This is a genomic window from Nonomuraea guangzhouensis (assembly GCF_019396345.1).
GTDB classification, from domain to species: Bacteria; Actinomycetota; Actinomycetes; order Streptosporangiales; family Streptosporangiaceae; genus Nonomuraea; species Nonomuraea guangzhouensis.
Genome location: NZ_JAHKRM010000002.1, coordinates 141,522 through 163,078, shown reverse-complemented (window position 1 = coordinate 163,078; position 21,557 = coordinate 141,522). Strand labels below are relative to the sequence as shown.

Annotated in this window: 18 protein-coding genes; 10 read left to right on the top strand and 8 right to left on the bottom strand. The window is 69.8% G+C overall.

The window, feature by feature from the left end; all coding sequences use genetic code 11:
* Positions 1-47: 47 nt before the first annotated feature.
* Positions 48-1,001: an MASE1 domain-containing protein gene (locus tag KME78_RS03735; protein WP_219527321.1), complete on the bottom strand. Its 954-nt coding sequence runs from the start codon at positions 999-1,001 to the stop codon at positions 48-50.
* Positions 1,002-1,173: 172 nt separating this feature from the next.
* Between KME78_RS03735 and KME78_RS66985 the strand changes: the two genes are divergently transcribed.
* The 10 genes from KME78_RS66985 (at position 1,174) to KME78_RS03685 (ending at position 12,253) form a co-directional block, all read left to right on the top strand.
* On the top strand, positions 1,174-2,400 hold the full coding sequence (locus tag KME78_RS66985) for a sensor histidine kinase (RefSeq protein WP_219527320.1): 1,227 nt from the start codon (positions 1,174-1,176) through the stop codon (positions 2,398-2,400).
* Positions 2,397-3,062, top strand: a complete 666-nt coding sequence (locus KME78_RS03725) for a response regulator (RefSeq protein WP_219527319.1) — start codon at positions 2,397-2,399, stop codon at positions 3,060-3,062. The genes KME78_RS66985 and KME78_RS03725 overlap by 4 nt, the downstream gene beginning before the upstream one ends.
* Before the next feature lie 68 nt (positions 3,063-3,130).
* A complete protein-coding gene (locus tag KME78_RS03720; RefSeq protein WP_219527318.1) occupies positions 3,131-4,153 on the top strand; it encodes a LacI family DNA-binding transcriptional regulator in 1,023 nt (340 codons plus the stop codon).
* Positions 4,154-4,219: 66 nt separating this feature from the next.
* A complete protein-coding gene (locus tag KME78_RS03715) occupies positions 4,220-5,515 on the top strand; it encodes an ABC transporter substrate-binding protein (protein WP_219527317.1) in 1,296 nt (431 codons plus the stop codon).
* Complete coding sequence (locus KME78_RS03710; RefSeq protein WP_219527316.1) at positions 5,515-6,438, top strand: carbohydrate ABC transporter permease; 924 nt, start codon at positions 5,515-5,517, stop codon at positions 6,436-6,438. Before KME78_RS03715 ends, KME78_RS03710 begins: the two co-directional genes overlap by 1 nt.
* Positions 6,435-7,271 carry a carbohydrate ABC transporter permease gene (locus KME78_RS03705; protein WP_219527315.1) on the top strand — a complete coding sequence of 279 codons (837 nt, stop codon included), beginning with the start codon at positions 6,435-6,437 and terminating at the stop codon, positions 7,269-7,271. Before KME78_RS03710 ends, KME78_RS03705 begins: the two co-directional genes overlap by 4 nt.
* A gap of 22 nt (positions 7,272-7,293) precedes the next feature.
* Complete coding sequence (locus KME78_RS03700; RefSeq protein WP_219527314.1) at positions 7,294-8,940, top strand: FAD-dependent oxidoreductase; 1,647 nt, start codon at positions 7,294-7,296, stop codon at positions 8,938-8,940.
* Entirely contained in the window at positions 8,930-10,405 is a 1,476-nt protein-coding gene (locus tag KME78_RS03695; protein WP_219527313.1) for a right-handed parallel beta-helix repeat-containing protein, read from the top strand. The genes KME78_RS03700 and KME78_RS03695 overlap by 11 nt, the downstream gene beginning before the upstream one ends.
* Positions 10,406-10,456: 51 nt before the next feature.
* Complete coding sequence (locus KME78_RS03690) at positions 10,457-10,912, top strand: GNAT family N-acetyltransferase (protein ID WP_246650379.1); 456 nt, start codon at positions 10,457-10,459, stop codon at positions 10,910-10,912.
* 90 nt (positions 10,913-11,002) lie between these two features.
* Complete coding sequence (locus tag KME78_RS03685; protein ID WP_219527311.1) at positions 11,003-12,253, top strand: cytochrome P450 family protein; 1,251 nt, start codon at positions 11,003-11,005, stop codon at positions 12,251-12,253.
* Between the two features lies 1 nt (position 12,254).
* Here the strand turns inward: KME78_RS03685 and KME78_RS03680 are convergent, their stop codons facing one another.
* From KME78_RS03680 to KME78_RS03650, 7 genes are all read right to left on the bottom strand, one after another.
* On the bottom strand, positions 12,255-13,802 hold the full coding sequence (locus KME78_RS03680; RefSeq protein WP_246650378.1) for a S1 family peptidase: 1,548 nt from the start codon (positions 13,800-13,802) through the stop codon (positions 12,255-12,257).
* 127 nt (positions 13,803-13,929) lie between these two features.
* A complete protein-coding gene (locus KME78_RS66980; protein WP_219527310.1) occupies positions 13,930-15,741 on the bottom strand; it encodes a right-handed parallel beta-helix repeat-containing protein in 1,812 nt (603 codons plus the stop codon).
* Positions 15,741-16,505: an RraA family protein gene (locus KME78_RS03670; protein ID WP_219527309.1), complete on the bottom strand. Its 765-nt coding sequence runs from the start codon at positions 16,503-16,505 to the stop codon at positions 15,741-15,743. The genes KME78_RS66980 and KME78_RS03670 overlap by 1 nt, the downstream gene beginning before the upstream one ends.
* Before the next feature lie 67 nt (positions 16,506-16,572).
* The gene (locus KME78_RS03665) at positions 16,573-18,477 is read right to left on the bottom strand and encodes a DUF8034 domain-containing protein (protein ID WP_219527308.1); all 1,905 of its coding nucleotides are present in this window, start codon (positions 18,475-18,477) and stop codon (positions 16,573-16,575) included.
* A 16-nt stretch (positions 18,478-18,493) separates the two neighbouring features.
* On the bottom strand, positions 18,494-19,300 hold the full coding sequence (locus KME78_RS63880) for a carbohydrate ABC transporter permease (RefSeq protein ID WP_219527307.1): 807 nt from the start codon (positions 19,298-19,300) through the stop codon (positions 18,494-18,496).
* Entirely contained in the window at positions 19,297-20,226 is a 930-nt protein-coding gene (locus KME78_RS03655) for a carbohydrate ABC transporter permease (RefSeq protein ID WP_219527306.1), read from the bottom strand. The genes KME78_RS63880 and KME78_RS03655 overlap by 4 nt, the downstream gene beginning before the upstream one ends.
* Positions 20,223-21,494: an ABC transporter substrate-binding protein gene (locus tag KME78_RS03650; RefSeq protein ID WP_219527305.1), complete on the bottom strand. Its 1,272-nt coding sequence runs from the start codon at positions 21,492-21,494 to the stop codon at positions 20,223-20,225. Before KME78_RS03650 ends, KME78_RS03655 begins: the two co-directional genes overlap by 4 nt.
* Positions 21,495-21,557 lie beyond the last annotated feature (63 nt).

The following is a 21,557-nucleotide window of genomic DNA, read 5'->3' as shown; positions in this document are numbered from 1 at the left end:
TACCCATGTGGCAAAAATCAGCTTATGTCGACTTTGGTGGCGATGGGCTATCGCGTCGTTCTTTGTTGGAGCGGCACCTGTTGGCCCGCGGCCCGGTGCCGTTCGACCCGGTCGGCGACCTCAGTAAGGCGTGCGCATATCTGCTCGAGCTTGTCATGAGCTTGATTGCGCTCCGCGATGATCGCCGCCAGCAGCAGGGCGGTCAGCGACGCGGTCCCGTTGAACGCTTGCAGGGTGACCATGTTGAGGAAGAGGTCGTGCGTGGCGAACGGGCCGGAACCCTGGGCGGCCGCGACGATCGCGACCGTCGACACGATCAGCGCGCATGCCGCGGCGCCCGCCAACTGGAAGCGCAGGGCGGCCCAGATCAGGAACGGGAAGACAAGGAAGAGCAGATTGATGGAGCTCACCGTCGCCACCAGCGTGATGAGGAACGTGCCCACGGCCAGGCTCACCGCCTCGACCCAACGGGACAGGGGAGCGTCCCACGGTGGCCGGAGCGTGCGCAGCACCAGCAGAACGGGGGTGATCACGAGAACACCCATCGCGTCGCCCGCCCACCACACCGACCACGCCGACCAGAAGCCACTGCTCCGCAGCGCACCGGCGAGCAGGAGCGCGCCACTGCCCACCGTCGCGCTGATCACCATCCCGATCAAGGCACCGAGGAACACCAGCGCCAGCGCGTCCCGCAACCGGTCCAGCTCAATGCTGAACCGCGCCCGGACGAGCATGAGGTAGGCGCACACCGGAGCGAGGGTGTTGCCCACGGAGATCGCCACGACCGCGGGCAAGGTCGGCCCGAGCGACAGGTTGACCAGGAACGCGCCGAGAGTGATCCCCGGCCAGAATCGGACGCCCATGATGAGGAGACAGGCCAGCGCGATGCCCGTCGGCGGCCAGAGCGGCGTGACCTGCCCGCCGACCAACTCCTGCTGCAATCCCACCTTGGCGGCCGCGAAATAGGCGCCCGCGACGGCGAGGACCCGCAAGCCGTTCATGACATGTGACCGGGGCCCATTGATGTTCAACACAGCCGTCTCACTCCCCGTCACCTGCGAAAACGTCCCCCCATGACATTCTGCTACGGGATGGGCCGGTCGGACGACCGCTGGACCTGCTGCAACTTCTGCGGCAGTCGGGGTATACCTCCGGTTTGATGCGCTACGGGCGGTGACGGAGTTAGCGTGGCGGATGCACATCAGCGCCGCATCGCTCGTCCGGCGGGTGTCCGCGGTCCACCCCCTGCTCCTCGACGGCGCGCTGGCCCTGACGCTGGTCGTCGGGACGTGGCTGTGGGAGATCTACGAGCCGGGCAAGGGCCGGCCCGCCGACGCCTTGTCCCTGACGCTGAGCCTGCTGGTGAACGGGCCGCTGGCCCTGCGCAGGCGGGCGCCGGCCGCCGTCCTGGTGGTCTCCACCGGGGCGGCGCTGGTCTACCACCTGCTGGGCTACCACTACGTCCTCAACAACATGGGCCCGCTGGTGGCCCTCTACACCGTCGCCGCCCACCGGTCCCCGGCGGTCTGTCTGGCCGGGGCGGCGCTGCTCGTGACGGAGTGGGTGCACGCCGGGCTCCACCAGCCCGGCGTCGCGCTGTGGTCGGCCCTCGGGCAGTCGCTCCTTGTGGCGGCCGGCGCCGTGGGCGCGGGCACGAGCATGCGGCTGCTGGGGGAGCGTACCGGGCAACTCGCGGAGCTGGCCGACCAGCTCCGCAGGGAGCACGACGCCGCCGCCCGCCGTGCCGTCACCCACGAACGGGTCCGGATCGCCCGCGAACTGCACGACGTCGTCGCCCACCACATGTCGGTGATCTCCGTACAGGCGGGCCTCGGCCGTTACGTCGCCCTGTCCGACCCGGCCACCGCGCACGCCACCCTGGGGGTCATCGCCGACACCACCCACGAGGCGCTGGCCGAGATGCGGCGGCTGCTGTCGATCCTGCGGATCGAGGCCGACGACCAGGACGAAGGGCTGTACACGACCACTCCCGGGCTCCAGAGCCTCGAACCCCTGGCGGAGCGGGTCCGCGCGGCCGGGCTGCCGCTCGAGGTGGTCGTCGAGGGAAGGTCCAGGCCGCTGCCGCCCGGCCTGGACCTGTGCGCCTACCGCATCGTCCAGGAGGCCCTGACCAACGTGCTGAAGCACGCCGGGCCGGCCAGGGTGGAGATCCGGGTGACGTACAGTCCCGCCACGCTGACGTTACGCGTCACCGACGACGGAACGGCGTCCACCGGGAGCTCCCGTTCTGGTGGTCACGGATTGATCGGCATGACCGAACGTGTCAGGCTCTATCAGGGGACGATCACCGCAGGGCCGCTGCCGCTGGGCGGATTCGAGGTGCTGGCGATCTTCCCGCTGTCCCCGCCCGACGATCAGCCCCAAGAAGCGAGCTCATGATCAGAGTGCTCGTGGTCGACGATCAGGTGCTCATCCGTGCCGGTCTGGCCGCGCTGCTGCGCGCGGCGGGCCTGGAGGTGGTGGGCGAGGCCGCCGACGGGGAGGAGGCCGTCCGGCTGGCCGCCGCCGTCAGGCCCGAGGTGATCCTGATGGACATCCGGATGCCGGGCATCAGCGGCATCACCGCCACCGAGCGGATCCTGGCCGCCGCCGAGAGCACGCCGCCCAAGGTGCTCATCCTCACCACGTTCGACCTGGACGAGTACGTCTTCAACGCGCTGCGCCTGGGCGCCAGCGGCTTCCTGCTCAAGGACACGCCGCCCGAGCGACTGATCGCCGCCATCCACACGGTCGCCTCCGGTGACATCCTGCTGGCCCCGATCGCCACCAAGCGGCTGATCGAGGCGTTCGCCGCCCCGCCGCAGGAGGCCCCCGTGTCCCCGCCGCCGGCTCTGGACCGTCTCACCAGCCGCGAGACCGAGGTGCTCGGCCTGGTCGGCCACGCCCTGTCCAACAGGGAGATCGCCGAGCGGCTGTCGGTGAGCGAGGGCACCGTCAAGACCCACCTCAACCGCCTGATGGCCAAGCTGGGCCTGACCAGCCGCGCCCAGGTGGTCGTCCTGTCCTACGACTGCGGCCTGGTCAAACCGGCCGCTCGATAACGTCCTGCCTCTTGACACTGTGCGGCGCGGGTGGTTTCGTGCCTGATACGTATTAGAAGGGTCCATCAATGAAGGGCAAGCCCAGTCAGCGGGACATCGCGCGAGCCGCCGGGATCTCCCAGGCGACGGTGTCCATCGTGCTCAACGGCAGAGCCGACGAGTACGGCATAGCCACGGCCACGCGGGAGAAGGTCCGTGAGGCCATGCGGCAGCTGGGCTATGTGCCGGACGTGGCGGGCCGATCGCTGCGTGGCGGGCGCAACGGCCTGATCGGCGTGCACACCTACGAGCGGGTCTTCCCGGTACGAGCGGACGACTACTACCACGAGTTCCTGGCGGGGATCGAGGAGAAGGCCGTCGAGATGGGCCAGGACCTCGTCCTGTTCGCCTCGACCCAGCGCGAGGACGGCACCCGCAGCATCTACGGCTCGGGCACCAACCGGCTGCGGCTCGCCGACGGGGCGATCATCCTCGGGCTGGAGCGCAGGGACGAGGAGCTGAGCCGGCTCGCGGCCGAGGGGTTCCCGTTCGTGTTCATCGGGCGGCGCGACGTGCCCGGCGCGCAGGTGCCGTACGTGGCGGCCGACTACGCCACGGCGATCGCGGGCGTGGTGGACGAGCTGTCGTCGTACGGGCATGCGCGGGTGGGCTATCTGGGGGGTGTGCTGCGTCGCGGCCCGCAGGAGGAGCGGCGCGAGGCGTTCGGCCAGTTCGCCGGGCGGGCCCGGCTGCGGGGGCCGGAGGCGCTGCTGGCGCCCGAGGCGGTGACCGGCGGGTGGCTGCGTGAGCTGCTGGACGCGGGGACGACGGCGCTGGTCGTCGAGAGCTTTGAGCTGGCGGGCGCCGTCGCCGTGGCGGCGGCGGAAGAAGGTGTCCGGATTCCCGGGGATCTGTCGGTGGCCTGCCTCGATCTGCCACCGGTGACGGGTCCGACCGCCGGGTGGAGTCACGTCGCCGTGCCCCGGCGGGAGATGGGCGCGCGGGCGGTGGAGCTGCTGCTCGGCCTGCTCGACGGCCGGATACCGGCGGACCGGCACGAGGTCGTGACCTGCGCGCCGCTCACACCGGGAACCGTCGGCCCGCCCAGCTGAGAGAAACCGAAACAGAGCCGTGAAAGTGCCGCTGAGGCGAATCTAATACGAATCAGGAGAAAGATCATGAAAAGTAGGAACGCCTGGTGGGCCGGGCTCGCGCTGCTCGCCGGCTGCGGGCTCGGCGGAGCCCCCGCGCAGGACGCCGCCGAGCCCGCCGACAACGCCATCGCCGTCTGGTTCCCCGGTACGAACCAGACCGAGATCGACCTGGTCACCAAGACCATCGTGCCCAGGTTCGAGAAGGAGACCGGCGCCAAGGTCAAGGTCACCTTCCTCGACTGGCCGGACCTGTCGACCAAGCTCAACGCCGCCTTCGCCGCCGGGACGGCCCCCGACGTGTTCGGCCACGGCCCGGCCGCGGTCGCCGACTTCGTGACCAACGACCGGCTCGAACCGCTGACGGCCGACGTGGCCACGCTGAGCCAGAAGGACCGCGACGACCTGGCGAACGCCCTGCCCGGCGGCCAGGTGGGCGGCACCCAGTACCTGATGCCGCTGTCCATGCAGGGCAACCTCATCGCCTACCGGGCCGGCGACTTCACCAAGGCGGGACTCGACCCCGGCAAGCCGCCTGCCACCTGGGAGGCCGTCAAGGAGGCCGCGAAGAAGCTGACCGAGCGCGACGGTGACAAGATCACGCATGCCGGGCTGCTGCTGCCCAGCCATCCGATCGGGCGCCAGCAGACGTTCGCCGGTCTGCTCGGCTCCGCCGGCGGCGCGCAGGTCAGCGCCGACGGCAAGAACGTCACGTTCGACTCGCCGGCCGGGATCAAGGCACTCGACTACTTCGTCTCCGTCTACCAGGGACCCGACGCCGTGGCGAACCAGCTTGGCGTCAACTACCAGGACCTGCCGATCGCGCAGCAGCCGCTCGTCACCGGAGACGCCTCGATGACCGTGCTGGCGCCGCAGATCGTCCAGCAGGTGGTCAAGGCCAAGCCCGAGCTCGACGTGCGGGTGATGCCGGTGCCCGCGTTCGAGGGCGCGTCCCAGGGTGTCGCCGTCGGCGGGGCGGGCCCCGGGTTGATGATCAACAAGGACAGCCGGCAGAAGGACCTGGCCTGGAAGTTCATCTCGTACATGATCTCCCCGGCCACGAGCCTGGAGTACACCCAGGGCATCGGGGCCATCCCGGCGCGCGTCTCGGCGGCCGGCAGCGCGTACGTCAAGGCCAGCCCGGTCATCCAGGCCTTCGTCCAGCAGGCCGGCCACTTCCGCCCCAACCCCAACGTGCCGGGCTGGACGCAGATCCGCGACACCATGGCCAAGCACCTGGAGCAGGCGCTCAACAAGAAGGTCGGCTCCGCTCAGGCGCTCCGGGAGGCCGCGGCGGACGTCAAGAAGATCCTCAACGGCTGATGGCCACGCTCACCGAGGCCCGGCCACGCGGCGCGAGCGTCCATCGCGCACCCACCCGGCGGTGGCGGTCCCGCCGCTGGGCCGGGCTGCTGTTCGTCCTGCCCGCCGCGCTGTATCTGATCGTCTTCCAGCTGGTGCCGGTCCTGTACGGGCTCGTCCTCAGCTTCACCCGCTACAGCCCGCTCAGCCGGTCCGGCCCGCGGCCCGTGGGTGTGGCCAACTACGCCAGGCTGCTGGACGACCCGGAATTCGGTCAGGCCCTGCTGGTCACCGGCAGGTACGTGCTGATCGTCCTGCCCTTCACCGTGGTGATCGCGCTCGGGCTGGCCCTGCTCGCCAAGCGGTCCTTCCGCGGTGTCGGGCTGTTCCGCTCCGCCCTTTACGTGCCGCACATCGTCTCGCTGACCGCGGTCAGCATGGTGTGGCTGTGGATGTACTCCCAGCACGGCCTGGTCAACGAGATCCTCGCCCGCTTCGGCCACCCCGGGCAGAGCTGGCTGCTGGAGGAGGGGTCGGCGCTGAACGCCGCCTCCGCCATGCGGATCTGGAAGGCGCTCGGCGCCAACATGGTCCTCCTGCTCGCCGGGCTGCAGTCGATCCCGAGCGTCCTGTACGAGGCCGCGCGGGTGGACGGAGCCGGGCGCTGGGCCGCCTTCCGCCACGTCACGGTGCCGGGGCTGCGGCCGATGCTCACGTACGTGATCGCCATGGACATCGTCTTCCTGGCCCAGGGCTTCGCCGAGATCTACGTCCTGACCAGGGGCGGGCCGCTCGGCAGCAGCACGACGGTCAACTACCTGATCTACACCGAGGCGTTCCAGTACAACCGGTTCGGCAGCGCGTCGGCGATGGCGTTCGTGCTGTTCGCCTGCATCATCGCCTTCGCGTTCCTGGCCATCCGCGGCGTCGGGCGGCGCTCATGAACAGAGCCGCCCTGGCCACCGCCTCCGTCCTGGTGCTCATGCCGTTCCTGTGGATGATCAGCCTGGCGTTCACCCCCGAGCAGGACGCGTTCGGCTCGATCGGGCTGATCCCCGCGCACCCCACCCTGGCGAACTTCGCCACCGCCGTCACCGACGCCCGGCTCGGCTCGGCGATGTTCAACTCCGCCCTGGTCACGGCGGTGGCCATGGTGACCAACTGCCTGGGCGCGGTCGCCGCGGGCTACGCCTTCGCGCTGCTGCCGTTCCGGGGCGCGACCGCCCTGTTCTACACGCTGATCTCCACCGCGGCGATCCCGGTCTCCGTGACGCTGATCCCGCTGTTCCTGATGGCCAAGAGCATGCCGCTGATCGGCGGGAACGACCTGACCGGCACCGGCGGCACCGGGCTGCTCGACACCCTGGGCGGCGTCGTGCTGCCCTACCTCGTCCTGCCGATGAACATCTTCCTGGCCAGGCAGTACTTCAGCACCGCCGACCCGCACCTGGCCGAGGCCGCCAGGATGGACGGCGCGGGGGAGTGGCGCGTCTTCTGGCGCATCTATTTCCCGCTGGCCCGCCCGCTGGTCGCGGTCATCGCGATCTTCTCCTTCACCGCGGTCTGGGACGACTTCCTCTGGCCGCTCGTGGTCACCTCCTCGCAGGAGACCCAGACCGTCCAGCTCGCCCTGGCCCGGTTCCTGTCCACCGGCAACGTCCAGTACGGCCCGCTGATGGCCGGGGCCGTGCTCGTCACGCTGCCGGTCATCGCCGTCTTCCTGGTCAACCAGCGTGCCTTCATCTCCGGACTCACCGACGGCAGCGTCAAGGGCTGACTCGTACCCGAAAGGTTGATACATGCCGGAACTCTCCACCGACCTCGTCGTCATCGGGGGCGGTCTCGGCGGCACCGCCGCCGCGCTGACCGCCGCGCGACTGGGACAGCGGGTGATCCTGGTCGAGCGGTCCGACTGGCTCGGCGGGCAGCTCACCGCCCAGGCGGTGCCGCCGGACGAGCACCAGTGGATCGAGACGCCGCTCAGCTCGCCCAGCTACCGCGAGCTGCGCGGCCGCGTCCGCGACCACTACCGGCGCGACTATCCGCTGACCGACCAGGCGCGCGCGTGGGAGACCCTCAACCCGGGGTTCGGCAACGTCTCGCGGCTGTGCCACGAGCCGCGCGTGGCGGCGCTGGTCATCCAGGAGATGCTCTCCCCGCTGATCGCCTCGGGCGCGCTGACCGTGCTGTCGCCGTTCGAGGCGGTCGCCGCCGACCGCGACGGCGACCGGATCGGCGCGGTCCGGGTGCGCAGCCTGCGCACCGGCCACGAGAGCACGCTGCGCGCGCCGCTGGTCGTGGACGCCACCGAGCTGGGCGAGCTGCTGGAGCTCGCGGGCATCCCGTACGTCATCGGCGCCGAGAGCGCCGCGGACCACGGCGAGCTGCACGCCCCGGCCGTCGCCGACCCGTTCGACCAGCAGGCCGTCAGCTGGTGCTGCGCCCTGGAATACCGGGCCGGGGAGGAGCACACCATCGACCGGCCCGCGGGATACGCGCACTGGCGCGACACCGTCGACCCGCGCTGGCCCGGCCCGCAGCTCTCGTGGGACGACGTGGTGCCCGACCTGCTGACCACCCGCACCCGCCCGCTGTTCGCCGGGGCCGCGGCGGACCTGGAGGCGGCCGGCACCGACGATCTGTGGCACTACCGGCGGATCCTCGCCCGCCGCAATCTGGCGCCCGGCTTCCCCGGCGGTGAGATCACCCTGGTCAACTGGCCGCAGATCGACTACTGGGAGCTCCCGCTGCTCGGCGTGGACGACGCGACCCGCCAGAGCGCCCTCCAGGGGGCGCGCGAGCTGACCCTGTCCCTGGTCCACTGGATGCAGACCGAGGCGCCGCGCCCGGACGGCGGCCACGGCTATCCGGGGCTGAGGCTGCGCGGCGACGTCACCGGCACGGAGGACGGCCTGGCCAAGGAGGTCTACATCCGCGAGTCGCGCCGGATCAAGGCGCTGTTCACGGTCACCGAAGGGCACATCGGCCGGGAGATGCGCGGCGCGGAGGCGGGGGCCGCGCACTTCGACGACAGCGTCGGCATCGGCTACTACCGCATCGACCTGCACCCGAGCACCTCGGGCCGGACGTACGTCGACATCGACTGCTTCCCCTTCCAGATCCCGCTCGGTGCCCTGCTGCCGCTGGGCACCGGCAACCTGCTGGCCGCCGGCAAGAACATCGGCACGACGCACATCACCAACGGCGCCTACCGCCTGCACCCGGTCGAATGGTCGATCGGTGAGGCCGCCGGGGCCCTGTCCGCCTACTGCGCGCTGTCGCGGACCACGCCGGAGGCGGTCCACGGCACCGGGCACCTGCTGACCGGCTACCAGCGGCTCCTGACCGACCGGCTCGGCATCAGCCTGGCCTGGCCCGACGACATCCGGGCCCCGCGGGCCCGGCATGACTCCATCCCCAAGGAGGTAACCGCCCATGCGGGCTGACCATCACGCCCTGGCCGCCTTAACCGTTCTCTCCCTGCTCTTCGCCCCTGCCACCTCGGCTGCCGCCGACTCCGGCGACATCCCGGCCGACCGGCTCCCACCGGCCGGCTGGACCGACACCCAGTGGCGCGATCCGGGCGGCTTCACCACCATCGACGTCACCACCAAGGGCCTGCCCGCCGACAACGCGGGCATCGACGCCTCGGCCAAGGTCAGCGAGATCATCGCCACCACGTCGGGCCGGCGGGTGCTCTACTTCCCGCCGGGCGCCTACCACTTCAGGACCAGCCTGACCATCACCACCGGCGACATCATCCTGCGCGGCGCCGGCCGTACCCGGACCCGGCTGCTCATCGACGCGCCCGGGGCGGTGAACGCCGAGCTCAAGTTCAGCGGCGCCTACGCGGGCGACGCCGCGGCCGTGTCCGGATCGCCCGCCTCGGGCAGCGCGACCATCACCGTCCCCGGCGCCTCCGGCCTGCAGGCGGGCGACTTCGTGCAGCTCTACAAGGACGCCGGGCGGTACGCGTACGGCTACCCGATCGAGACGCAGATCTTCAAGGTCCTCGCCAAGCAGGGCGACACCCTCACCCTGAACATGAAGATCGGCCTGGACTACCCGGCCTCGTCGGCCCCGAAGGTCCGCGAGATCGACATGGTGGAGAACACCGGCGTCGAGCAGCTGACCATCGAACGGGTGAACCAGCCGACCTTGGAGAACGTCAACAACCTGACCTTCTCCATGGTGAACAACGGCTTCGTCCGGGACATCGAGTCGGTGCGGTCCGGCCGCTCCCACATCAACATCTACTGGAGCAAGGACATCTCGATCGACCGCAACCGGGTGCACGGCGCCTTCGTCAATCAGAACGGCTACGCCTACGGCATAGCCGTGAACTGGGGATCCACCCGGGTCCGCGTCAGCGACAACAAGCTGTGGGACCTACGGCACCACATCATGCTGCAGCTCGGCGCCAACCACAACGTGATCAGCTACAACTCCCTGGAGAACCCCTTCAACGGCTACAACGACCTGGCCCTGCACGGGACGTTCGCCTACATGAACCTCATGGAGGGCAACCGCTTCTACGAGGGGTACGCCGACAACTCCAAGCTCGGCCAGGGCCAGCTGGAGGCGACCGGACCGGGCAACACCTGGTTCCGCAACTACGCCAACAACCAGCTCGGCAGCATCAACGGGCAGACGGCCCGGCAGAACGTCATCGGCAACAAGCTGGCGCTCATCCGGCTGTCCGGCACCGACCACTACCACGGCGCCAACCTGGAAGGCAGCACGCTGAAGTGGGGATCGCTCAGCGCGAGCTCCCGCATCCCGCCCTCCCTCTACACCGACACGAAGCCGGCCTTCCTCGGCGGCACCCCGTGGCCGGTGTACGGTCCGGGGGTCGCCGACTGGGGGGCCGCCAACCAGCTCCCGGCGGCGACCCGCGATCGCGTGAACTAGGCGGGCCGGGTATCGCCCGGCAACCCGGGCGATACCCTGACGCATATGGGCATGAAGATCATTGTCGATGACCTGTCGGGCGCGGAGATCGCCGCCTTCCTGGACGAGCACCTCCAGGAGATGCGGTCCATCACGCCGCTGGAGAGCAAGCACGCCCTCGACCTCGACGCGCTCCGCAAGCCCGAGGTCACGTTCTGGACGGTCATCGACGGGGACACCCTGGTGGGCTGTGGCGCCCTCAAGAGGCTGGACGCGGAGCACGCCGAGGTGAAGTCGATGCGCACCCGGCCGGTGCGCAAGCGGAGCGGGGTCGCGTCCCTGCTCCTGGCGCACATCATCACCGAGGCCAGGCGCATGGGCCTCACCCGGCTGAGCCTCGAGACCGGCTCGGACGAGTTCTTCCTGCCCGCCAGGAAGCTGTACGAGAAATTCGGCTTCGAATACTGCGAGCCGTTCGCGGATTATCGGCCTGACCCATATAGCGCATTCATGACAAGGACTCTGTAAACATCGGCGACTGTGGCGCGGCCGGTAGATGTTTGGGAGCTCTCCGATAGCGGAAAGTTGGGGGACATTCCGACATTTGGAGATCTCTGAATGACTACCCCTCCGCTGCAAATACCGGTCCCCGGTGAGCTGACGTCCAGCACGATTCACCGCTATCGGGACGAGAACGGGCCGGTGTTCCGCATCGAGCTTCCGGGCAAGGTCAATGCGTGGGCCGTGACCTCGTTCGACACGGTGAACTCGGTCCTCTCCAACGACGACATCCGCTTCAGCAAGAACCCCAAGAACTTCACCGCGCTGCACGACGGCACCATCCCTCCTGACTGGCCGCTGCGGCAGCTCATCGAGGGCGAACACCTGCTGGTCAAGGATGGAGCGGACCACCGCAGGCTGCGCGGCCTGGTCAACCGGGCCTTCACCCCGGGACGCGTGCAGGGCCTCGAGGCGCGCATCCAGGAGATGACGGACGAACTACTCGACCGGCTGGCGGACGAGGGCGAGGTGGTGGACCTCGTCCGGCACTTCACCGAGCCGCTGCCCGTCAATGTGATCTGCGAGCTGTTCGGTGTGCCCGAGGAGGATCGGAACCAGATCCGCCTCTGGAGCGGTGTGCTCCTGTCGCACACCGCCACCCCGGACGAGGCCGGCGCGACCGGGGCCGCCCTGCTCGGCTACCTGGCCCGGTTCATCGACAGCAAGCGCGGCGATCCGGGTGACGACCTCACCACCGGGCTCATCCGGGCGCAGGAGGACGACGGGGACCGGCTGTCCGACAGCGAGATGGTGTGGATCCTGTGGCTGGTGCTGATCGCCGGTCACGAGACCACCGTGCACCTGCTCGCCAACACGATCATCGCCTTGTGCGCGGATCGTGAGCAGCTCGACCTGGCACGTACGAAGGACGCCTGGGGGCAGGTGGTCGAGGAGTCGTTACGCAGCCGGAACTCAGTGATGAACGTCCTGTTCCGCTACCCGCTGGAGGACGTGCGTCTCGGCGAGGTGACGATCCCGGCCGGGGAGCCGATCATGATCGCGGTCGCCGGCAGCGGGACGGATCCGGCCAGGTTCGGCGAGGACGCGGCGCGCTTCGACATCGCGCGCGGCCAGGAGACGCATCTGGGGTTCGGCCGCGGGCCGCACTTCTGCCTGGGGGCGCCGCTGGCCAGGCTCGAGGCCCGCATCGCGCTGTCCTCGCTGTTCGGCAGGTTCCCCGAGCTGCGTCTGGCGGTCGACAAGGGGCAGATCGTCTACACCCCGTCGTTCATCACCGAGGGGCCGGTCGAACTACCCGTGGTGCTGGGGCCCGCCGGCCAGGCTCCCGGCGGGCCCGCGACCGCCTGACCTAGGCGGGACTGGTGGTGCCCAGGAAGTAGTACTCGCCGATCGGGGTGGTCGGCACGACGTAGGTGTCGCTCACGCTGACCACCCATCGGTAGGTGCCCGCCGCCTGGCTGGTGGTCAGGGTCTTGGCGGTGGTGCCGGTCCTGGTGGTCGCCACCTCGGCCCAGATCGGGATCCCGAAGGGCCCGCAACAGGTGTACTTCTCCAGGCTGAGCCGCATCCGCGCGGTGCCGGGCCCGTCCATGCAGGCGGTGTGGGTCCCGGCGCCGGCGGAGGTGAAGCCGTTCGGCGGGTAGAGGCCGGGGTCGGGGATGAGCATGCCGAAGCTGCCCTGGTGGGCGGTCAGGTCGTTGAAGTGGTGGTTCGGGTGGCCCGCGCACTGGGTGGTCACGGTGGACAGGGTGAGCCCGTACGCGTTGAGGATCTCGTTGACCGGCTGGAAGAAGGTGGTGCCGCCGGCGCTGCAGTTGCCGGAGCCGCCGGAGGTGACGCCCTGCGCCTGGTAGCCGGAGATGAACGGGCCGCCGGAGTCGCCGGGTTCGGCGCACACGTTCGTCCGGACGACCTCGTAGACCGTCCCCTGGGAGTAGGTCACGCTGGCGTTGCGCTCCTGGATGACGCCGCAGTGCCAGTGCGTGGTGGAGCCCGACCGGCACACGGCCGACCCGGCCGGCGCCTCGGCGGAGCCGAAGACCGGTACCTGCTCGGTGCCGTAGGCGTTGACCGCCGGACGCGCGACCCACGTCGAGTTGACCGCGACCCAGGAGTAGTCGTTGCCGGGGAACGACGAACCCTGGAACGTGCCCTGACCCTGCCCGCCCGGCCCGGTCGTGGTGAGCCCGGGAGTGCCGCAGTGGCCGGCCGTGACGAAGCCCTGCGTGCTCCCCTGGGTCACCGGGAAGCCGATCGAGCAGCGTGAGCCGCCGGCGATGTAGTAGGCGTCGCCGCCACGCAGGTTCTGGAAGGTGACCGGCCGCTCGGCGATGGTCTCGATCCGTACGGCGGCGCGGTCCACACCGCTCGCGGCCACGAACGCCGCGCCCGCGGCGGCGTCCAGCGCCTGCACCACGACGGCGTTGGCCTGCTCGTCCACGAACCAGACCGGGACCTTCTGCCCGGCGGCCTTCTGCGCGGTGGTGTCCAGCGCGTTCTTGACCGAGGTGAGCGCGGCCAGCGACCGGCCGACGACCTTCGCCTGGGCGCCCGCGGCGGTGACGGCGGTGGCCGAGGCGGCGTCGGTGGTGGCCACCACCAGCCTGCCTTCCTGGTTCACCCAGGATCCGGCGTACCGGTCCTTGAGCTGGGCGCGCAGTCTGGGCTGGAGCCGGCGGGCCTGCTCCTCGTTGCCCAGGCGGGTGATGGCCTGTTCGCGGGTGAGGCCCAGGTCGCGCCGCATCGCGTCGAGCACGTCCTGCGGCGGTGCCACCGTGGCGGCGGGGGCTGCCTCGACGGGGACCGCGAAGGGAGCGGCGGTGGCGGGAGCGGCGGTGAGCACGAGAGCGATGATCGCGAGCGCCGCGCCCGCCGCCGACGGGCGGTAAAGGACCATGGAAGCTCCTCGGATCGGGGGGTGCCGTCACGGTATGACGGGGCCGATCATCGAGGGGCATACCATCCGCGCATATCGCGGCCTTATGGCGCCGGGCCTCGCGGGGCCCGGCGCCACCGGCCGCTGCCTAGCTCGGGATCGGGTACGGGAACGCGCCCGTCACGCCGATCTTGTCGTACTCCATCTTCGAGGTGTCGAAGCCGTCCACCCAGTTGGCGTTGGTGACCTCGTTGCACTTGTACGCCTGGTACTTGTCGTCGCTGACCTTGCCGACCTCGACGTTGGAGATGGCGAAGCCGCAGCCGCCCGCGTCCATGTGCACCCCACGCGTGCCGGAGTCCGGCATCTGCCCGGCGGGGTCGTTGATGACGTCGCCGATCACCATCTGCGTGACGTAGTTGTCGATCGGATGCGGTTCGACGTTGTGCACGCCGTAGGTGTAGAAGGCGCCCATGTCGCCGCTGTCGAGGCCGGTCTCCTCCAGCCGGATGTAGGAGAACCGGTTGTTCCGGGCGTAGTTGTCCTCGTTCTTGATCTCGGGGCGGACCTCCAGGCTGATGCCGTAGCGGGCGCTGTGCTTGACGACGATGTTGCTGACGGTGTTGTTGCCCGTGCTCATCAGCTCGAGGCCGGCCGCGTCGCCGGGGACCAGCTCGCCGACGTGGTAGATGTAGTTATTAGTGATCGTGTGATGTCCTGAAATGTCGCCCTCACCGGGGTAGCCGCCCTCGACCTTGATGCCGTCGCCGCCGAGGTTGTCCAGCAAGCTGTCCGACACCTTGACCCGCTCGTTGGCGAAGAGCAGGAAGACACCCGTGAACCCGCTGTCGGACAGGTGCAGCCTGGTCAGGTCGATGTCGCGGGAGTTCGTCACGGTGATCATGCCGAACCTGTTGCGCGGCATCTCGATCTGCCGGTCGTAGATCGGGTACTTGTGCTCGTAACCGGAGTCGCCCGGGGCGTTCCAGGCGTAGCGGTACCAGTCGACGAAGTCGGAGTACTGCAGCTGCAGCCCGTCGAAGGCGAGGTTCTGCACCCGTCGATCGGGCGAGGACCCGGCCAGCGAGATGATCGTCTTGACGGTGGGCGCCATGACCTTGTCGATCGAGCTCTTCGGCCAGTAATAGACCTCGCTGTTGGCGAAGTCGAAGTAGTACTCGCCCGGCTGGTCCAGGAAGCGCAGGGTGTTCTGCAGGAAGTAGCGCGAGCCGCTGCGGCTGTTGACGAGGGTGAAGCGGGCGTCATGGTTGAGCGTGAAGAAGTTCTTGCGGAAGTCGGCTCCGCCGAGCGGCACGGTGTCGCTGAACCAGCTCCATGACCCGCCGGACCAGACGACCATCTGGGCGTTCTTGTCGAAGTCGGCGTCCCACTCCTTCGGGATGTCCTTGGCGTCGAAGAAGAGCCAGTTGTGCACGGCCTGGTATTCCGCCTCGGGCGTCACCGAGAACAGATACGGCGACCACAGGTCGTCGCTGGTCCGGTTCGGATAGCGGGCGGTGGTGGCGCGCTTGCCGTCCTCGAAGAGGGTGTAGAAGTTGCGGTCGACCTTGGTCTTGTAGATGGTGTCGTTGTACTTCTGCCAGCCGGTCAGCGGCTTGGCCCCGAGCAGCCTGGCCTTGCCCGGGCCGTCGGCGCTGCGGTAGGTGATCTTGTGGCCGTTCTCGCCGGAGTCGGCCTCGGTGAAAGTGATCGTCTTGTCGACGACGTAGTCACCGGTCTTGACGTTGACCACGATGTCGCACTTCTGGTGCTTCTTCTTAGCCCGCAGCTGGTCACGGGCCTGCTCGATGGACTTCCACGGACGCTGGGCACTGCCGTCGGCCCGGTCGCCGCCCGTGGGGGAGACGTAGTAGTCGCACGTGGCCTTCTCCGTCGCCGCCGCCGGTGCGGTCAAACTGCCCAGCAGTAACACGACCGCGCCCAATGATCTGAAGATCACTAGCTCTCCTTTGCTTCCCGCCACTGCTCGTACTCGGCACGGGTTTGGGGGGTTAGGGGGTAGTAGTCCGACAGGGCGCCGCCGTCCTCGATGCGGGCGCGGCTGTAGCGCTCCCACTGCTCGTGTTCGGCGGCGGCTTCGATCACCGACTCGGCCCGGCGGCGCGGTACCACCACGGCGCCGTCGTCGTCGGCGACGAGCAGGTCACCGGGGAGCGCGAGCGCCCCGCCGACGGCGACTGGCACGTCATAGGCCCACGGGAACAGCTCCGCCTGCGAGGCGTAGTGCGGGGTGGCGCCCGTGGACCAGATGGGCACGTCCAGCTCGGCGACCCGGGGCAGGTCCCTGATCCGGCCGTCCACGACGATGCCCGCGCCGCCCTTGCCCTTGAAGTAGCGGACCAACATGTCGCCGAAGCAGCCGGTGTAGGCGCTGCCGTACGCCTGGACGACGAGCACGTCGCCGGGCCGCACCTCCTCCAGGACCGCCCACAGCGCGGTGTGCCGCTCGACGTACTCCTGGCCGAGGCCCGAAGCGATGTCCTCGCGCTGCGGCATGAACTGCAGCGTCCGGACCCGGCCCGCGATCTTCTGCCCCCGCGCCAGCGGAAGCGGTCCCTCGACGAAGGTCCGCCGGATGCCCTGGGCGTGCAGTTTCGCGCAGGCGGTGGCCGAGCTGATCCGGGACAGCCCGGCCACGAGGGCGGGATCGGGTTCGGCGGGCAGCGGCCCGCGAACGGGAAGGTCCCAGATGGGGTCGTCCATGAAACTCCTCGGTAGAAGGGCTCGGGGTAGGGCTCATGACCCGGTAGGGCTCGATACGGGCGAGAGGTCAGTAGTGCTGGTGCGACGGGGTGCGGACGCGGGCGGTCGTGTGCAGGTCGAGCCGGATGCGGCGGCCGGGCGGTAGCTCCACGAGCAGCCGGGGCCCGCCCACCGCCACCTCCCGCTCGGCCTCGGTGATCGGGGGAGCGGTGTAGGAGCGCGGGTCGCCGGGGTAGCCGGGCTCGGCCCCGGTCACCACCGCCCGGTCGATGTCGTGCTCGCCGAACGCGCCCGCCTGCACCACGACCCTGCGGGTGCGGCTCAGCCCGAGGTTCACCAGCTCGACGCGGACGCCGTCCGGCCGTACCGAGTCGACCAGCGCGGCCACGTCGGCGGGCAGGCCGGGGCGGTGGCGGTCGGCGTCGAAGTAGGCCAGCCGGGTGGGCAGCAGCCCGCCGTTGTAGAGGACCTGCGGCGTGCCCGTGACTAGTTGCAGGAGCGCTTCGGTGAGCACCGGGTTGAGCCGCTGCCAGTGGTGCACGTGGATGGTGGACAGGTCCGCGTGGTCGGCCTCGATCAGTGCCATCCGCCGCTGCACCTGGCCGAGCGCGGTGGCCAGCATGGCCTCCGGGAAGCCGGGGTTGGCGCCGCGCAGGAACTCCAGCCAGGGCGCCTCGTGCCCGGCCTCCTCCTTGTTGCGGAACGCCCGTACCGTGGTCCAGTCGTAGCCCGAGGCGGCCTGCAGCCGGTCGATCCGGTCGGCGTCCTGCCCGGCCAGACCCGTGTGCCACAGCCAGACCGGCAGCCCGAGCTGCGGCGGCTGGAAGTCGAACCAGCCCCGGTCGTCGTGCCGGTTGGGCACCAGCATGGTGGGCCGCCCGGCCTCCTCGCCCAGTTCGGCCAGCCACCGGTCGCTGGTGCTCATCTCCGTGCCGGTCACGGGGGCCTGCCTGGCGTGGCCGTACACGGTGTCCAGGGGGTCGCGGCCGATGGCGAGCGCGGCCTGGTCGCCGGTCAGCAGGTGGGCGTTGACCGCGGCGATCGCGGCGGCGGCGCCGACGCTGTAGAGGCCGTGCGGCCACTGCCAGCCGTAGGTGCCGCCGTACCACCGGCCGCCGTGCAGCTCGCCGACCTTGCCCGACGGGCCGACGTTGTCGGGGAGCACGCCATGGTTGGCGGCGGCCCGCTCCTGCCAGGCGCCGATGTAACGCAGCGCCCAGTCCCGGTAGCGGTCGTCGCCGTCGTACAGCCAGGCGTTGACGGCCAGGCTGGTGGCGGCCAGGTTGATCGCCACGTCGCCGCGGCCGAGCCGCTCGCTCATCGCGGCGCCCATGCGGGCGGCGTTGCCGGGGTCGGCCAGGTCCGCCCAGGCCGTGATGCCCGGCAGGTCACGCAGCGGCAGCCCGTACGGCCGCATGCTGTCCAGGTCCGCGTGGTAGGAGGCCCACTCGCGCTGGAGGCCGTACCGGGGGCCGCCGGCGCCGTTGTGCGGGGCGCGGATGAGGTCGTGCTCGGCGTCGTAGTTGGCCGAGCCGGGCAGGTAGAACCCGGCGAAGCGGCGGGCCAGGTCGCGGAAGCGCTCGTCGCGCGGGTCGGCCGCGCAGATGCCGTAGAACAGCAGCAGCGACTCGCCCTGATGGAACCAGTCGTAGCCGCGCTCGAACTCCTCCACCAGGTAGCCGAGCTCCGTGAGCTGCGCGGTCACGCCCTCCCAGTGGTGCTTGGCCGCCTCGAGCAGGTCGTCGGCGCCGCCGAGCTGGTAGAGCACGGGCCAGTTGAAGAACGCCTCGTAGAAGTCGTCGGCGCCGTCCCGCTCCTCGCCCTGACCATGGAAGATGAGCCGGCCGTCCGGCCCGCAGTAGCGGGCGGCGAAGGCCCGCCACGCCTCGTCCAGCGCGTCGAAGAGCCGGCGTTCGAGCACCGCCCAGACCGGCGGCGCGCCGAGGTGGACGGTCGCCGTGATTTTCCGCAATGTCATCTCCTTAACGTCATCCCTTCGTGGCCCCGGCGGTGAGGCCGCTGATGATGTGCCGTTGCATGAAGACGAAGAAGACCAGCAGCGGGGCGATGGCCAGCAGCAGCGTCGGGAAGACCACCGTGTAGTCGGTGGCGTACTGGCTGACCGCCGCGTAGACGCCGGTGGTCACCGTGTACAGGCCGCTGCCGGGGCCCAGGATGATCTGCGGGTTCACGAAGTCGTTCCACACCGAGAAGGTGTTGAGGATGACCATCGTGGCGACCGCGGGCCGCATCAACGGGAAGACGATCTGCCAGAACGTCCGCAGCCGCCCGGCCCCGTCCACGGCCGCCGCCTGGTCGAGCACCGCCGGGACGGTCGCGATGTAGCCCGCGTACAGGAAGATCGAGAACGGCAGCGTGAGCACGGTCTCGAACAGCACGAACCCGCGGATCGTGCCCATCAACCCGAGCGTCTTGAGCACGTAGACCACCGGGATGACCAGCACCTGACCCGGGATGAACGTCCCGGCCAGGAAGAACAGCATCAGCACCCGGAAGCGGCGCTTCGGGCTGCGCGCGATCACGTAGGCCGCGGGTGCGGCCAGCGCCACGGACAGCACGTTGACCGCCACCACGAACAGCAGCGTGACCGCGTAGCCCTTGACGACGTTGAACTGCGGGTTCGTCAGCGCCCTGCCCAGGGGCTCCAGCGTGAGACTTCCCAGGCCGAACGGGTTGGCCAGGATGTCCTGCTGGCCCTTGAACGCGTTGACGGTCAGCACGTACAGGGGGATGAGCATGAAGGCGACGGTCGCCCAGAGGAAGGTCCTTCTCACTGGTGCACCGCCAGCTCGCCCCGCCTGCGCAGCCTGGTCACCACGAACGCCAGCGCGCCCGTCACCAGCATGAGCAGCACCGACTGCGCCGAGCCGAAGCCGAGGCGGGCGTCGTGGAAGGAGTTCCACAGGATGAGGTAGGCGACGGTCTGCGTCTGCCCGGCCGGGCCGCCCGCGGTCAGCGACACCACCAGGTCGTACGTCTTGAGCAGCGTCACCAGCGACAGCACGATGTTGACCGTCACGGACGGGCCCAGGGCGGGCAGCGTCACGTTCCTGAACACCTGCCATCGGGTGGCGCCGTCGATGCGCGCCGCCTCGATCAGGGAGTGCGGCACGGCCTGCAGCCCGGCCAGGTAGAGCACCACGTTGACGCCGAACCCCGCCCACACCAGCACCGCGATCATGGTGACCGTGGCCCACGTCGGATCGGACAGGAACGGCAGCACCTCGCCGCCCCAGGAGGTGACCAGGTTGTTGACCGCGCCGGTGGTGCCGAGGATCGCCGACCAGAGGAAGCCGACCACGAGGGCGCTGAGCACGTGCGGGTAGAACAGCACGATCCGGAAGAACGTGTTCGCCCGGGAGACGCCGTTGACCAGGAGGGCGAAGCCGAGGCCGAGGAGGTTGAGCCCGGCCGTGCCCGCCGCCGCGACCAGCAGGGTGACGAAGGCGGCGCGGCGCAGGTCGGGGTCGTCCAGGAGGTCGAGGTAGTTGGCGGCGCCGACGAAGGCGGGGTTGGCGCTGAAGCCGTCCCAGTCGGTCAGGCTCAGGTAGAGGGCCAGGCCGACGGGGACGATCAGCATCACGGTGTAGAGGACGGTGGCCGGGCCGACCATGATCGCGGTGGCCCATCCGTCGCGCCTCCTGGGCTTGCGCCGCACGACCGCGGGGGTGACGAGGGGTGCTGTCCGGGTGAGCGTCATGACCGGCCGGCCAGCCAGCGGTCCACGCCCTCGGCCACTTCCTTGGGCGACTTGCCCACGTACAGGCCCTGGACCTCGGTGTTCCAGGCGGCGTTGAAGCCCTTGGGCAGGGTCGCGTCGCCGTACCCCTCACCCTGCGGGACCCCGGAGGGGGCGCCGTCGAGGATCTGCTGCACCTGCTTCTCCAGCGGGGTGAACTCGCGCTCCACCCCCGCGCGGAAGTTGCCGTCCTGCTTGAGCTGGCTCTTGACCGCCGCCGGGTCGGTGACCAGCCACTGGACCAGCTTGAGCGCCGCGTCCTTCTGCGGGGTGGACTTGAGGATCATGTACGGGGCCGCCATCGTGGCACCCTGCGGGCCCGGGTACTGCTGGCCCTTGTCGACCGGCGCGGGGAAGACGCCTACCTCGAAGTCCTTCTTGGACTTGGCCTCGGAGGCGGTGAACCAGCTCCCCATGACGTACATCGCCGACTTGCCGGACAGGAAGGCGGTCTCGGCGTCGGCGTACTTCATGCCGAGCGCGTTCTTGTCGACGTACCCCTTGTCGATCCAGGTGCGGTAGCGCTCCAGGTACGGCAGCAGCGACTCGCCCGCCTTGACCTTGCCCGCCTTGACGTCCTGCTGCCAGGTGGGCAGCGTCTGGGCGCGCGACGGGCTGGACAACTGCAGCAGTTGCAGCCCGGTCACGAACTCGCCGCCGGTCTGCAGCGGCAGCCACCCGGCCGTCTTGAGCTTGCCCATGACCGTGTCGAGGTCGTCGAGCGTGGTCGGCGGCCGGTCGATCCCGGCCTTCTCGAAGGCCTTCTTGTTGTAGAAGACCAGCGACTGCGCCTGCACGCCGACGCCGACCGTGTAGATCTTGCCGCCCAGCCTGGCCTGCTCGGCCAGCGGCGTGTCCTTGGCCCACGGCTGATCGGTCAGGTCGAGCATCTGCTTGGAGAGCGTCTCGTCGGCCGTCAGCGTCTCGACCACGTCGGGGGCGTTGCCCGCGGCGAGTTGCTGCGGCAGCGTGTCGGCCACGCCCTTGCCGGTCGGCGCCTCGATCTTGACGTCGATGCCGGGGTTGGCCTGCTCGAACGGCTTGACCAGCCCGTCCCAGTACGCCTGGGTGAGGTTCGGGGTGATGTTGACCAGCATCCGGACCGTGGCCTGGCCGCCCCCGCTCGGCCGCTCCTGGCCTTCCCCGGCGAAACCGCCCCCGCCGCAGCCGGCGAGCAGGGACAGGCATCCGATGGCGGCCAGGGCGAGGAATGGACGTGGGGAGCGCATCGCACCTCCAGGGGAGACGCCTTTTAATGGGTCGTCACTCGATTAACGATTATTTAATACGTA